The organism is Jiangella mangrovi (genome assembly GCF_014204975.1).
Lineage (GTDB): Bacteria > Actinomycetota > Actinomycetes > Jiangellales > Jiangellaceae > Jiangella > Jiangella mangrovi.
Map to the genome: position 1 here is coordinate 5,438,201 of NZ_JACHMM010000001.1, position 12,681 is coordinate 5,450,881.

The following is a 12,681-nucleotide window of genomic DNA, read 5'->3' on the forward strand; positions in this document are numbered from 1 at the left end:
GATCGGTCCCGTCGTCGGTCCCGGGGTGTCAGGCTCCGGGGCCGACGACGACGTTCGCCAGCGGCTCGCCGTTCGCCAGCCGGGTGAGCTGCGCCTGCACCAGCCGACGGGCGCGCGGGTGGAACGCCGACGACAGGCCGCCGACGTGCGGCGAGATCAGGGCGCCGGGTAGCGTCCAGAGCGGGTGGCCGGGCGGGAGCGGCTCGGGATCGGTGACGTCCATGGCGGCGCGGATGCGACCCGCCGACACCTCGGTGACCAGCGCGTCGGTGTCGACGATGGGTCCGCGCGCGACGTTGACCAGCACGGCGCCGTCGCGCATCTTCGCCAGGAAGTCCGCGTCGACCATGCCGCGGGTCTCGTCCGTCAGCGGCAGGATGAGGATGACGACGTCGGCCCGGCCGAGCAGCTCCTGCAGCGAGTCGAACCCGGCGACGCCCTCGCGTGCGGTGCGGGCGACCTTGAGGACGTCGCACTCGAAGGCCTGCAGCCGGGTCTCGATGGCCCGGCCGATGGCGCCGTAGCCGACGATGAGCACCGTCCGGTCGGCGAGGGAGTCGTACCAGCCCTGCAGCCACTCGCCGGTCGGCGCGGCCCGGACGAACGCCGGGATGCCGCGCAGCGAGGCCAGCGTCAGCGTGACCGCGAGCTCGGCCGTGCTGGCGTCGTGCACGCCGCGCGCGTTGCAGAGCGTGAGGCCGTCGCGCAGGTGCGGCAGGACGTGCTCGTAGCCGGCGGTCAGCGTCTGGACGGCGCGCAGCTTCGGCATCTGCTCGATCAGCTCCGTCGCCGGAGCGGAGAAGCCGTACGGGATGACGTAGTACTCGACGCGGTCCAGCACGTCCTGCGCCGGGATGTCCGACGTGTCGTTGCTGGTCAGCATGTCCGGTCCGGTGCGCACCGTCGGCTCGCCGGCCCAGACGTGCACGTCGAGTCCGGCCGGCACCACCAGCGAGTCCGCCGCGAACGGGATGAGGACGTCCACCATGGTCCTCGAACCTACCCCTCCGTGCGTGACACGATGGCCGGGTGTCCATCCGGCGGATGATCATCCTCGTCGCGGCGCTGGCCGTGGTGGGTGGATCGTGCTCGTCCTCCTCGTCGTCTGACGGAGGATCGCCGACGGGGTCCGCTTCCGCGCCGTCGTCGCCCGGGGCGCCGACGGGGTCGCCGTCGACGCCGTCGTTGCGGCCGGGGACCCCGCCCGCGCCGTCCTCCCCCGTCGCGCAGCCCGGGCCGGTGACGCCGTCGGCGGTGGAAGAGATCGTGACCGGGCTGGCCGCGCCGTGGAGCATCGCGTTCGTGCCCGGTGAGGACGGGCAGGCGCTGGTGACGCAGCGCGACGAGGGCACGATCGTGCTGGTCGACGCGGCCGGAACCGTGACCCCGGTCGGCGCGGTGCCGGGCGTCGACGGGACCGGCGAGGGCGGGCTACTGGGGCTGGCGTTCGACCCCGCGTCGCCGTCGGACCTCTACGTCTACGCGACCATGGGGTCGCAGAACGTGGTGCAGAGGACGACGTACTCGTCCGGTGGCGTTCTCGGTGAGTTCTCGGTGGTCCTGGATGGGATCCCGGCCGGGACCCGGCACGACGGCGGCCGGCTCGCGTTCGGGCCCGACGGCATGCTGTACGTCTCGACCGGCGAGAGCGGGAACCCCGACGACGCGCAGGACTTGGGAAATCTCGGCGGGAAGATCCTGCGGATCGAGCCTTCGGGGGACGTGCCCGCCGACAACCCATTCGACGGGTCGCCTGTCTGGACCTACGGTCACCGCAACGTCGAGGGCCTCGCCTTCGACGACGACGGGCGGCTGTGGGCGTCGGAGTTCGGTGACCGCTCGGCCGACGAGGTCAACCTCATCGAGGCCGGTCAGAACTACGGGTGGCCGTTCGTCGAGGGCATCGGCGGCGCACCCGACTACACCGACCCCGTCGTCGAATGGCGCCCCACCTCCGAGGCGTCGCCGAGCGGGCTCGCGTACGTGCGCGACACGCTGTTCGTGGCAGCGTTGCGTGGGGAGCGGCTGTGGCAGGTGCCGCTGTCGTCCGACGGCTCGGGTTCGGTGTCGGCGGGTTCGCCGGCCGAATTCGTCACCGACTACGGGCGGTTGCGTGACGCCGTCGTCGCCCCGGACGGGACGCTGTGGGTGCTGACGAACAACACCGACGGCCGCGGCGACGCCCGCGAGGGCGACGACCGGGTCCTGCGGCTGACGCTGGCGCCCTAGGCTCTTTCCCCTGGTGAGCGGACGTTTGGGACGTTCGTGGTCAGGGTGGTCCCGGGGGTGGGAATCAGGGAACGATCGTCGTCGAGTCGGAGCCGCCGGAGATCGATACGGTTCTAGCGTGGAGGCATGGCCAACGAGACTCGTCCTGTGGCGCCGTCCGCTCCGCCGGCCGGCCGGCGGTTGCCGGTGCGGCGAGGATTGTCGTTCGCCGCGATCGGCGCCATGGCGTTCGCAGGCCTGACCGCGCTGTCGTGGATCACCCACTCCCGCGAGTCGGTCACGATCGACGACCCCGTCGACCGCGTCGAGATCGACGTCTCGTCGGGCCGGGTCGAGATCGTCGGCTCACCGTCGGACGAGACCAGACTGGACTTCTCGGTGAAGTCGGGCTGGAGCCGCGACGGCGGCATCGACCATGCGATCGTGGGGCGAACGCTGCAGGTGACGGGCGGGTGCGACTCCGGGATGATCCTCGGCATCTGGTGCGAGTCCGACGTGACGATCACCGTCCCAGCATCGGCTGTGGTGACGGCGGACGCGTCGGCGGGCACGCTGGTGGTGTCGGGCCTGGCCGGCTCGACGGTGTTGGAGTCCGATGCGGGGTCGATCACGGTGACCGACCAGCGGGGTTCTCTGACGGCGCACTCCGATGCGGGCTCGGTGACGGTGTCAGGCTTGGACGCGGAGGTCGCGAAGGTGACGTCGAGCGCGGGTGAGGTCTCGGTGTCCGCTGTGTCCGCGCCCATGTCTCTGGACGCCGAGTCGAGCGCGGGTTCCGTCTGGGTGTCGGTGCCCGATGATGTGGCGTACGACGTCGAGACCGACTCGGCCGTGGGCCGCGAAACCGTCTCGGTCGACTCGGTCAACGGGGCGCGGCACGAGATCCGTGCCTTCTCGAGCGCGGGCTCAGTGTCGGTGGTGTCCGCGCGCTGATGGGTGAGCGTTTGCTGGTGCCCTGGCGCCAGTAGACGCTCACCCATGTCGCCATGCGCCCCGGATGGTTGAGGGATCCGTGTCGCCTGGGCGACACTTTTCCCTCAACCATTCCTGCGCGTCAGCTCGTTTCGATGACCTGACGCTCCCCGATGCGCACGGTCGCGGTGGTGGCGGGGTCCGGTGGGTCGAGCGTTCCTTCGGCCCCGGTGGACGCGGTCCACGTGGCGGCCCAGTTCGCGGTCGCGGTGACGGTGTAGGCGCTGCTGGTCTGCGTGTAGGCGTGGCCGCAGCTCGGTGATGGACGGACGCCGAGGCTCGGCTCGTAGGGTGTGCCGGGTTCTTCGCACGTGACGGTAGTGCCGTCGCCCATGTCCCACGCGACGTGGTCGACCTCGGCCGTGACGGTGACCGTGACGCCGCCGACCGTAGCTGATTCCTCTCGTGGTCCCCAGGTCGTCGGGCCGGCGTTCGTCACCCACATCCACACGGGCGCGCCCACGAGTCCGATGCTCTGTGGATCGGTCTCGAGCGGGCGCGGCGCGAGCCCCACCTCGAGCGGCTCGAAACTCATGCCATCGAGGATCTGCTGAGCAACCTCCTCCGGATCGACCACGATCACCGGTGTTTCGCCCGGCGCCTCGGCGAGCCACATGTATCCGTGGTCGCCCCAGTGGATGCCTCCTGCTACACCCGCCAGCTTGCGCCACTCAAACATCCAGCCCTCTGCCGGATCACCGGTCCAGTAGCCGAGGTGGCTCAACGTCCCATCCGGCGGCCGGTGAAGCTCGTTCTCGGCGGGCGACAACCGCTTCAGATATCGATCGAGTGCATCGCTAAATTCGTAGCCCGCGATTGTGCAAGGTGCTGGAACCACCTGCGGATCGTCCTGACTGCAATGAGTCAGATACGCATCGTCGTCGGTGTCCTCATCGGTGGGAGGTTCCTCGTAAACACAACCTGAACCATTGAAGTAGGTGCCCGGAGGGCATCCGTTCGCCCTCGGCGCGTCCGACGATTCGGAGGGCTCGGCTGGCGCGGCCAGCGCCATCCCCAACGCGAGAGCCCACGCTGCTGCTAGCAAGGCTCGTTCCGCGTCAACTCGATCGATTGCACCCTCCAGCCTGCACGTTGCGTGCCACCGGTCTCCGACTCGTGATGGAGCCAAGTCATCGCCCATTGCTGGTAGAGGTCTGGCTCGAATGTGAGGTCGGCCTCCCCGCCGTCATACGTCACGAATTTGAGCGCCGTCAAATCAAGGCACGCCGAAGAGGTCGCGCTGGCAGGGCTAGTGCCGTCCGCGTCCGATGAGAGATCGCCCACCGCATGAGTTCGAATCGCAGTCGCGGCCCGTTGCTCCATCGCGGAGTTCCGCCACGCGGCCACCCAATTGGTCAGCTCTAGATTCGCTTGCCCTTCGACAGGCCAGGTGCCCACCAAGTCCGCGTTCCAGGTGCTCTCCGCAGCGTCTCGGTAGTCGCTGGCGTTGATCTTGAAGGCGTCCCAGGAAGCGACCAGGTCTTCGAAGGTCGCCTTGATCTCGGCCTCGGCCTCTTCCTCCGGCGTGAGGGCCGGTGGCGCGGTGACCGCAGGCTCCGTCGTCGCCGGCGAAGGAGGCGGCTCGGGGTCCGAGTCCCCACCGCAGGCAGCCAGGGCAGCCACGGCGACCACACCGAGCACCGCCACCATCGCCGTCGCGCGACGCCTTGCGAACATCCCGAGAACCTCCCACACCCTGAACCGAGCCGATGATCTTACGCACTCACCGCAACCCCTCCTGTCATCTATAGGTGCTTTCCCGACCCCAAACGTGACAGCCACCGCTGGCAAGACCGTATGACGATGGATAAGATGCTGGTATGGCCAAGGAGAAGATGACCGTCACCCTCGATCCGTCGACCCTGGCCGACATCGACGCGGACGCGCGGCAGGCGGGGTTGAACCGCTCGGAGTTCGTCGAGCGGGCGCTGCGGCGCGAGCACTACCGCCGCCTCCTCGCACAGGCAGGTCGCCCCCCGCACAGCCCAAGCAGCCAGAACGACCAGAGCCACCAGAGCGACCAGCAGCTGCGTGACCTCCTCGCCTGGCAGCGCAACCCGTCGTGAATCCGGGTGAGATCTGGCGGCTCGAGGACGGGTCGCTACGGATCGTGCTGAGCAACGCGATCTACAACACCAGCCAACTGAACCAGGTGATCACCGCGGTCGTCGGCCCGCCGCCGGAGCAGTTCGAGCCGTTCGCCGTCGCCACCGATGCGGGCACGATCTTCGCCGACCGCGTCGCCATGCATCCGCGGCACTGGCTCACCCAGCACGTTGCCACCATCAGCGTCCGCCAGCTCGCCGACACCCGCCGGCACCTCACCTTCCTCCTGCACGACGACTGACGACGCCTGACGGCAACCGGCGACTCATCGACGATGGCGCCAGCCTCCGGTTCGCGCCGATAAATCCGTTGCGCCCTTCGCGCAAGCCGAGCAGCATTGTCGTCATGCAGCGCATCGTGAATCCCACGCGGAAACCAGGCCGTCAACGCCTGGCGATGCGGCTGCCCCTGAGCAGCAGGGCGATGCGTAGGCGAGGGCTACTTCGGATTCGTATGTTCTGGGTTCGAATCCCAGCGGTCTGCGGACCGTAGCTCAATCCGGAAGAGCGACGAACTGTTCCTTCGCCGCCTCTTGTTCTCGCCCTGGTCCCATCTCGCCGATGCGAAGAGCCGGGTTACTTCTTTCGGGTAGAAGCGGCCGACCAGGCCAGCGACTTGGCTCACTCGAGTTCTCGGCAGCGTCATGACCGACGATCAGCGACCCCGCCCGGAAGGAGGGCATCCCCATGAGCAAGTTCGACCGCGCCAGCAAGGCCGCCGCCATGCTGACGAGCCCGGTCCGGGCGCTCCGCAACGCCCGCAGCCGCACCGTCACCCACGAAGGCGCGCCCGCCCTCGTCCGCGACACGAAGGGTGAGCTGTTCCTCCTGGCCGTCACCAACCTGGCCGGCGAGGACACCTTCTATGAGGACGGCGACACCCGCGACGAGCGGTTCCGCACGCTCGTCCACGCGGCCACCGCCGAGGACCCCGAGTGGGTCGCGCGCCTCGTTTCCTGGCTTCGGACCACCGCGAACCTGCGTTCGGCGCCGGTTGTCGCGGCGGTGGAGTACGTGCGCGCCGGCGGGCCGCACGGACGCCGGGTGGTCGACGGCGCGTTGCTGCGGGCGGACGAGCCGGCCGAGGTGCTCGCCTACTACACGTCGCGGTACGGACGCGCGTTGCCGCAGCCGATCAAGCGGGGCGTCGCCGACGCCGCGCGCCGGCTGTACACCGAGCGGGCGGCGCTGAAGTACGACGGCGTCTCGCGCGCCTGGCGTATGGCCGACGTCCTCGAGCTGTGCCACGTGCGGCCACGCGACGACGCGCAGTCGGCGTTGTTCCGCTGGCTGCTCGACCGCCGGCACGGCCGCGCCGACACCGTCGTTCCGGCAGACCGGTTGCCCGTCGTCCACGCGAACACGCAGCTCAACGCCGTCCCCCAGAACGAGCGCAGGCAGCACCTCCGCACCACGGCGCTCGCCGACGCCGGACTCACCTGGGAGGCGCTCGCGGGCTGGCTCGGCGGGCCGATGGACCGGACGGCGTGGGAGGCGGTCATCCCGTCCATGGGCTACATGGCGCTGCTGCGCAACCTGCGCAACTTCGACGAGGCCGGGGTGAGCGACGCCGTCGCCGAGACGGTCGCCGCCAGGTTGGCCGACCCGGAGCAGGTGCGCCGCTCGCGGCAGTTCCCGTTCCGGTTCGTCGCCGCGTACCGCAACGCACCGTCGTTGCGGTGGGCGTACGCGCTGGACAAGGCGATCGGGACGGCGACGGCGAACGTGCCGGCCTTCGCGGGGCGCACGCTCGTGCTCGTCGACACGTCGGCGTCGATGACGCAGCGGGCGTTCTCGCAGCGGTCGTCGATGTCGCCGGTCGAGGCCGCCGCGGTGTTCGGGGTCGCGCTGGCCAAGCGGGGCAACGCCGTCGACCTGTACGGGTTCGCCGACGGCGTGTTCGCGCACTGGATCGCGCGCAGGACATCGCTGCTGACGGAGGCGGACCGGCTGGTCGGGCGGGTCGGCGAGGCCGGTCACGGCACGCGCATCGCCGAGGCGGTGCGCGCGACCTACCGCCGGCACGACCGCGTGGTGATCGTGACCGACATGCAGACCTTCCCGGACGGCGCCGGGCGCGGTGGCGACCCGGTCGCCGCCGTACCGGCAAAGGTCCCGGTCTACGGGTTCAACCTCGGCGGGTATCGCCCGACGGTGGTGGCCGCCGGCCGGGCGAACCGGCACGAGTTCGGCGGTCTCAACGACGCCACGTTCACCCTGCTCAGCCTGCTCGAGAACGGCCGCTCCGCCGGCTGGCCGTTCTAGGACACGACGAGGGGCGTCGCCGCGAAACCCGCGGTGGCGCCCCTCTTGACGCCGTACGGCTAACGGTTATAGTCGGACCTAACGGTTATACGGGAGGTCCGATGCAGCAGGAAGTGGTCCTGGCACTGCTGGCCAAGGAGCCGTCGCACGGTTACCAGCTGCGCGCCCGGCTGCGGCAGGCGCTCGGCCCGGTCGGCGAGGCGATGAACGCGGGCCAGGTCTACGTCGTCCTGACCCGGCTCGAGAAGGCCGGCCTCGTCACCACCGAGACCCCGTCGCCGTCGACCACCAAGAGAGAGCCCGCAGACCGCAAGACCTACGCCCTCACCCCGCAGGGCCAGCAGCGCGTCGCCGAGTGGCTGACCGAAGTGAGTTGGCCCAAGCCCGACCTCGCCGAGTTCCACCTCAAGCTGGTCGCCGCTGCGGCCGCGGGGCTCGCCGACCCGCTCGGCATCGTCGACACCCAGCGGCGCGAGCTGCTGCGCCGGCTGCGCGAGGCGCAGCGGGCGGCCATGGCCGAGCCCGACGGCTCCGACGCCGGCCTGCTCCTGGAGGGCATCGTCCTCCGGCTCCAGGCGGATCTGCGCTGGCTCGAGGCCTGCGAACGCAGCTGGACCACACGAAGGAGCACATCGTGACCACCACCGGCCTCGCCCTCGCCACACGGGGGCTGACGAAGACCTACGGCGACGGCGAAGGCCTCGTCCGCGCCGTCGACGCCGTCGACCTCGAGGTCGCGCGGGGCGAGACGGTCGCCGTCATGGGACCCAGCGGCTGCGGCAAGTCGACCCTGCTGCACCTGGTCGGCGGGCTCGACCGGCCGAGCGGGGGCGAGATCGACCTGGCCGGCCGACGCATCGACCGGCTGAACGAGCGGGCGCTGGCCCGCCTCCGCCGCACCGACGTCGGCTTCGTCTTCCAGGCCTTCCACCTCATGGACGAGCTCACCGTCGTCGAGAACGTCGAGCTCCCCGCCCTGCTCGCCGGGCACTCCCCCCGTCGGGCCAGGGCGCGCGCCATCGCGCTGCTGGACCGCGTCGGCATCGGCGACAAGGCCGGCAGGCTGCCCGCCGCGCTCTCGGGTGGCCAGCGCCAGCGCGTCGCCGTCGCCCGCGCGCTCAGCAACGAGCCGGTCCTCGTCCTCGCCGACGAGCCCACCGGCAACCTCGACAGCGCCGCCACTCTCGACGTGCTGCGGCTGTTCGAGGAGCTGCACGAGTCCGGCCAGACGCTGGTCATCGTCACGCACGACGAGCGCATCGCCGCGACGGCGGACCGGCTCATCACCATGCGCGACGGCGCCTTCGTCGACGAGACCCGCCTGACCGGCGGGACGACCGGGCGCCTCGGCGCGCTCGCCGGGTTCGAGGGCTGACGGCGATGGGCCGGCTCCTGCTGGTGGCCCGGTTGGCCGCCCGTGATCTACGACGGCGTCCGGCTGAGGCCGCGCTGCTCCTGCTCGCCATCGTCGCCGCGACGACGACGCTGACGCTCGGCCTGGTGATGCACGGCATCGCCGGCGACCCCTACCAGCGCACCCGCGAGGCGACGGCCGGGCCCGACATCGTCGCCAGCATGATGCAGAACCCGTTCACCGGCGAGGGTGCCGACCCCGCCCAGCTCGAGGAGCTCACCGCCGCCGACGGTGTCACGGCCAGCAGCGGCCCGTTCCGGGTCGCGGCGACCAGCATCGAGGTCGACGGCCGCACGGCCGACGTGCAGGCCGTCGGGCGGCCGGTCGAGCCTGTCGCCGTCGACCAGCCGGCCGTCGTCGACGGCGAGTGGCTCGGCACGGACGGCGATGACGGCGTGGTCGTCGAGGCCGCCTTCGCGGAGGAACTCGGCATCGAGGCCGGCGACACCGTCACGCTGGGCGGCGAGTCCGTCGAGGTCGCAGGCATCGCCGTCACCGCCGCGATGACGCCGTACCCGTGGGCGAGCTGCCTCGTCCCGTGCGCTCCCGGCCCCTCCGGCGACGAGGGCGAGCAGGCCGCAGTCGAGCCCGGCGGCGATCCCGAGGCCGCGGGCGCGGGCGTCACCGGCCCGCCGGCGTGGGAGAACACCGTCACCGACCCCGGTCTGATCTGGGTTCCCGAGGCCGACGTCGCCGCCCTCGCCGCCGAGCCCGACGCCGTCTCCCACGTCGTGTACCTCCAACTGGCCGACCCGGACAGCGCCCAGGCGTTCGCCGATGCCCGCATGCCCGACGGCCCGAGCATCGAGGACGTGCCCTGGCTGGAGCCGTGGCAGCACATCGTCGAGCAGGTCACGCACATCGAGCGCAACGCGCAGCGGGTCCTGCTCACCGGCGGCTGGCTGCTCGGCGTTCTGGCCGTGGCCGGCATTGCCGTCCTGGTCGGCGGGCGCATGGCGGACCAGACGCGGCGGGTCGGACTGCTGAAGGCGGTCGGCGGCACGCCCGGGCTGGTCGCCGCCGTCCTGCTCGCCGAGTACCTCCTCGTCGCCCTCGTCGCGGCCGCGACCGGGCTGGTCGCCGGGCGTCTGGTGGCGCCGGCGATCACCGACCGGACACTGGGCCTCATCGGCGGCGCGGGCACCCCATCGCTCACCGTCGGCACCATCGCGACGGTGACGGCGATCGCGCTGGGTGTCGCCGTGCTCGCGACCTTCATCCCCGCGATCCGCGCGGCCCGCACCAGCACCGTCGCCGCCCTGAACGAGTCCGCCCGGCCGCCCCGCCGGGTCGGCTGGCTGGTCGCGCTCTCGGCCCGGCTGCCGGTGGTGCTGCTCATCGCGCTGCGGGTGGCCGGACGGCGACCGCGGCGGTTCGTGCTCAGCATCGCGAGCATCACCGTCACCGTCAGCGGCATCGTCGCGGCGATGGGAGCGAACGCGCAGCTCAGGTCCAACCTGGCCCAGGACCCCGACGCCCGTATGGAGCGGCTGGGCGACGTGCTGCTGGTCATCACCATCACGCTGATCGCGATGGCCGCCGTCAACGCCATCGTCGCGACCTGGGCGACCGTCCTCGACTCACGGCACGCATCCGCGGTCACCCGGGCGCTCGGTGCCACGCCGGCGCAGCTCAGCGCGGGCCTGTCGCTCGCGCAGGTGCTGCCGGCATTCGTGGGCGCCCTGCTGGGCGTCGGCGGCGGGCTGGCCCTCTACGCGGCGGTCGATCCCGACGAGGTCCCCATGCCGCCGATCTGGTGGCTGGTCGCGCTGGTCCCCGGCCTCGTGATCGTGGTCGCGATACTGACGCTGGTTCCGGCGCGCCTCGCCGCCCGCCGTCCGGTCGCCCCGATCCTGCAGGCGGAGACCGCCTGACGCGGTGGGCCCGGTCGGGTCTGGCCGGGCCTGCCGCTCCTGATGCGCGTCGTGGGCGAGTTGCTGCTGCCAGAGCGGTAGTGACCCGCCCTCGACACGCGACCTCAGCCGACGACGTCGCCGAGCACCGCCCGCGCGGCGTCCCGATTGTCGACGCACAGCACACCGACGAACTGGGCGTCCGAGACGCGCACCGGCAGGAACACCTCGACATTCACCCCGGCCTCGGCGAGCTTGCGGAACGTGGCCGCCCCCGCTCCGGGAGCGTTCTTCAGGCGGACGGTCAGCGCGTCCCGCTCCTGGGCATCAAACCCGGCGTCCTGCAGCGCGGTCCGTGCCGCCGACTCGTCATCGGCGATGAACGCGACCGTGCCGGTCTCGCCGTGCGCGAGTCCGCAGATCACGAGATTGATGCCGCGCGCCGCAATGACCTCGCACAACTCGGCGAGCCGCCCCGGCTGGTTCTCGAACTCGACGGTGAAGGCGCCCATGGCGCTCACCTCCTAGGAACAGGAGTCCTCGCTGCTCAACCTACTCCCGTAAGCCGCGCCTGACCCGACCGAGCCGCTGACCCATGCGACGACGGCTCCCATGTGGGGAGAGCGAGATCTACCTGCGGGGTGTCGGCGCACGCGCTGATGACGGCATGCCGGATGGCCCTTTGGTGGGGCGCACTCTGCGTCACTCGCGGCGAAATGACGCATCTGCAGGGGCGCGACGCGACGCGAAGCAGGTTAATCCGACCCGTCACCGATGATGCGGCCCTGCCCTGCCCCGGCGCTAGTGTCACCCCATGACACGAGGCGACGGGAGGCCGGCGACGTGACCCCAGATCAATGGACCCCAGATCACGTTCGTCGGCAGGTCATGCGGCAGGCTCGATACGCACTGAACGTCTCAGTGCTCGACGAGAATCGGGTCCCACCCGAGGGCCCGTTCGATGTTGCTCTGACAAACGGACTCCTCGCCATCGTCGCGGCGATCGATCCCGCGGCCGTGATCGACAAGAGGGGCTTCACCCTTCCGGCTAGCGTCCTGCTGCCCAAGGCCGTCGCGCTCGGCCTCAGCGTCAACCAGGCGACGTTAGCGGAGGGGCTCGATCTGACCCAGCCGCTGCGACATGGCCGAGCCGATGACGAGTGGATTCAACTCGGATCGAAGCACCTCACAGCTCTGCGTGAACTTGACGAGTTCGACGGCCTCGAAGTGCTTCACCACGTTGGAGCCCACCGAACGGTGGACGACATGATGGTGACGCTGTTCTACGAGAAGGCACGGGCTTACGCGGAACGGGACGTTCGCCGAGTCAAGGATCTGCTCGATGTGATGGACCCGGAGGAGTGCAACGAGTGTTTCCGGCGCACCTTCGTTCCGCTCGGCTACGACAACAGCGGCGGCACGATGACAGTCGGGCTGTGCATCGCCTGCGGGCACCAGCGCGACGAAGACACTGCGTGGGGCATGTACATGGCAGAGCAGTGGGAGTTGAGATGGCAGCACGAGTGACCTCGAGCTGCAGTGCAGACAACCTTCACCACGCCTGGGAAGAGTCCACCGCCAAGGCGGCGAAATGACACGGGCGGACATGGTGGTTCAGCGAACGCGGACGCAAGCGGCGGGGTGAATTGAATCTGGCTTCACCCAAGAGGCAGTGCATTCGTGCCGTGAATCGGTTCGCCGGTGTTGTGTCGTGGGTGTCTGCCACCCTGGGTTCCCATTGAAAGGGGTCGACGCATGCCTAGATACTGCGTGAACAGGAACGCCCAGCCGAATGGCGACCACGAGGTCCACGACGTCTCGGCCAACAAATGGTGCCTGCCTA

Annotated in this window: 13 protein-coding genes; 9 read left to right on the top strand and 4 right to left on the bottom strand. The window is 70.5% G+C overall.

Annotated features, from left to right (window positions below; translation table 11 throughout):
• Positions 1-28 precede the first annotated feature (28 nt).
• The gene (locus HD601_RS25315; RefSeq protein WP_184826618.1) at positions 29-988 is read right to left on the bottom strand and encodes a 2-hydroxyacid dehydrogenase; all 960 of its coding nucleotides are present in this window, start codon (positions 986-988) and stop codon (positions 29-31) included.
• A 41-nt stretch (positions 989-1,029) separates the two neighbouring features.
• Here HD601_RS25315 and HD601_RS25320 point away from each other — a divergent pair, with 41 nt between their 5' ends.
• Together HD601_RS25320 and HD601_RS25325 are read left to right on the top strand one after the other, a co-directional pair.
• Complete coding sequence (locus HD601_RS25320; RefSeq protein WP_221441301.1) at positions 1,030-2,229, top strand: PQQ-dependent sugar dehydrogenase; 1,200 nt, start codon at positions 1,030-1,032, stop codon at positions 2,227-2,229.
• A 126-nt stretch (positions 2,230-2,355) separates the two neighbouring features.
• The gene (locus HD601_RS25325; RefSeq protein ID WP_184826620.1) at positions 2,356-3,162 is read left to right on the top strand and encodes a DUF4097 family beta strand repeat-containing protein; all 807 of its coding nucleotides are present in this window, start codon (positions 2,356-2,358) and stop codon (positions 3,160-3,162) included.
• Positions 3,163-3,283: 121 nt separating this feature from the next.
• Here HD601_RS25325 and HD601_RS25330 read toward each other — a convergent pair whose 3' ends face one another.
• On the bottom strand, positions 3,284-4,213 hold the full coding sequence (locus HD601_RS25330) for a hypothetical protein (RefSeq protein WP_184826622.1): 930 nt from the start codon (positions 4,211-4,213) through the stop codon (positions 3,284-3,286).
• A 26-nt stretch (positions 4,214-4,239) separates the two neighbouring features.
• Complete coding sequence (locus HD601_RS25335) at positions 4,240-4,878, bottom strand: hypothetical protein (protein ID WP_184826625.1); 639 nt, start codon at positions 4,876-4,878, stop codon at positions 4,240-4,242.
• 143 nt (positions 4,879-5,021) lie between these two features.
• On the opposite strand from HD601_RS25335, the gene HD601_RS25340 reads away from it, so the two are divergent.
• The 6 genes from HD601_RS25340 (at position 5,022) to HD601_RS25365 (ending at position 10,859) form a co-directional block, all read left to right on the top strand.
• Positions 5,022-5,267 carry a ribbon-helix-helix domain-containing protein gene (locus HD601_RS25340; protein ID WP_184826627.1) on the top strand — a complete coding sequence of 82 codons (246 nt, stop codon included), beginning with the start codon at positions 5,022-5,024 and terminating at the stop codon, positions 5,265-5,267.
• Positions 5,264-5,548, top strand: a complete 285-nt coding sequence (locus HD601_RS25345) for a hypothetical protein (RefSeq protein WP_184826629.1) — start codon at positions 5,264-5,266, stop codon at positions 5,546-5,548. The genes HD601_RS25340 and HD601_RS25345 overlap by 4 nt, the downstream gene beginning before the upstream one ends.
• A 445-nt stretch (positions 5,549-5,993) precedes the next feature.
• The gene (locus HD601_RS25350) at positions 5,994-7,571 is read left to right on the top strand and encodes a TROVE domain-containing protein (protein WP_184826631.1); all 1,578 of its coding nucleotides are present in this window, start codon (positions 5,994-5,996) and stop codon (positions 7,569-7,571) included.
• Positions 7,572-7,672: 101 nt separating this feature from the next.
• Positions 7,673-8,209, top strand: coding sequence for a PadR family transcriptional regulator (locus tag HD601_RS25355; protein WP_184826633.1), 537 nt, complete (start codon positions 7,673-7,675; stop codon positions 8,207-8,209).
• Positions 8,206-8,946 (top strand): ABC transporter ATP-binding protein, encoded by a 741-nt coding sequence (locus tag HD601_RS25360; protein ID WP_343076448.1) that lies wholly within the window; start codon positions 8,206-8,208, stop codon positions 8,944-8,946. Before HD601_RS25355 ends, HD601_RS25360 begins: the two co-directional genes overlap by 4 nt.
• Positions 8,947-8,951: 5 nt before the next feature.
• Positions 8,952-10,859 (top strand): ABC transporter permease, encoded by a 1,908-nt coding sequence (locus HD601_RS25365; protein WP_184826636.1) that lies wholly within the window; start codon positions 8,952-8,954, stop codon positions 10,857-10,859.
• 104 nt (positions 10,860-10,963) lie between these two features.
• Here the strand turns inward: HD601_RS25365 and HD601_RS25370 are convergent, their stop codons facing one another.
• Complete coding sequence (locus HD601_RS25370) at positions 10,964-11,350, bottom strand: hypothetical protein (RefSeq protein ID WP_184826638.1); 387 nt, start codon at positions 11,348-11,350, stop codon at positions 10,964-10,966.
• A gap of 409 nt (positions 11,351-11,759) precedes the next feature.
• On the opposite strand from HD601_RS25370, the gene HD601_RS25375 reads away from it, so the two are divergent.
• Entirely contained in the window at positions 11,760-12,365 is a 606-nt protein-coding gene (locus tag HD601_RS25375; protein ID WP_184826640.1) for a hypothetical protein, read from the top strand.
• The last annotated feature ends 316 nt before the right edge of the window (positions 12,366-12,681 follow it).

Excerpts from the sequence above, each read along its gene's own strand:
- HD601_RS25340 (WP_184826627.1), top strand. The coding sequence starts at position 5,022 with ATGGCCAAGGAGAAGATGACCGTCACCCTCGATCCGTCGACCCTGGCC.
- HD601_RS25355 (WP_184826633.1), top strand. The coding sequence starts at position 7,673 with ATGCAGCAGGAAGTGGTCCTGGCACTGCTGGCCAAGGAGCCGTCGCAC.
- HD601_RS25365 (WP_184826636.1), top strand. The coding sequence starts at position 8,952 with ATGGGCCGGCTCCTGCTGGTGGCCCGGTTGGCCGCCCGTGATCTACGA.
- HD601_RS25330 (WP_184826622.1), bottom strand. The coding sequence starts at position 4,213 with ATGGCGCTGGCCGCGCCAGCCGAGCCCTCCGAATCGTCGGACGCGCCG.
- HD601_RS25335 (WP_184826625.1), bottom strand. The coding sequence starts at position 4,878 with ATGTTCGCAAGGCGTCGCGCGACGGCGATGGTGGCGGTGCTCGGTGTG.
- HD601_RS25350 (WP_184826631.1), top strand. The coding sequence starts at position 5,994 with ATGAGCAAGTTCGACCGCGCCAGCAAGGCCGCCGCCATGCTGACGAGC.
- HD601_RS25315 (WP_184826618.1), bottom strand. The coding sequence starts at position 988 with ATGGTGGACGTCCTCATCCCGTTCGCGGCGGACTCGCTGGTGGTGCCG.
- HD601_RS25370 (WP_184826638.1), bottom strand. The coding sequence starts at position 11,350 with ATGGGCGCCTTCACCGTCGAGTTCGAGAACCAGCCGGGGCGGCTCGCC.
- HD601_RS25325 (WP_184826620.1), top strand. The coding sequence starts at position 2,356 with ATGGCCAACGAGACTCGTCCTGTGGCGCCGTCCGCTCCGCCGGCCGGC.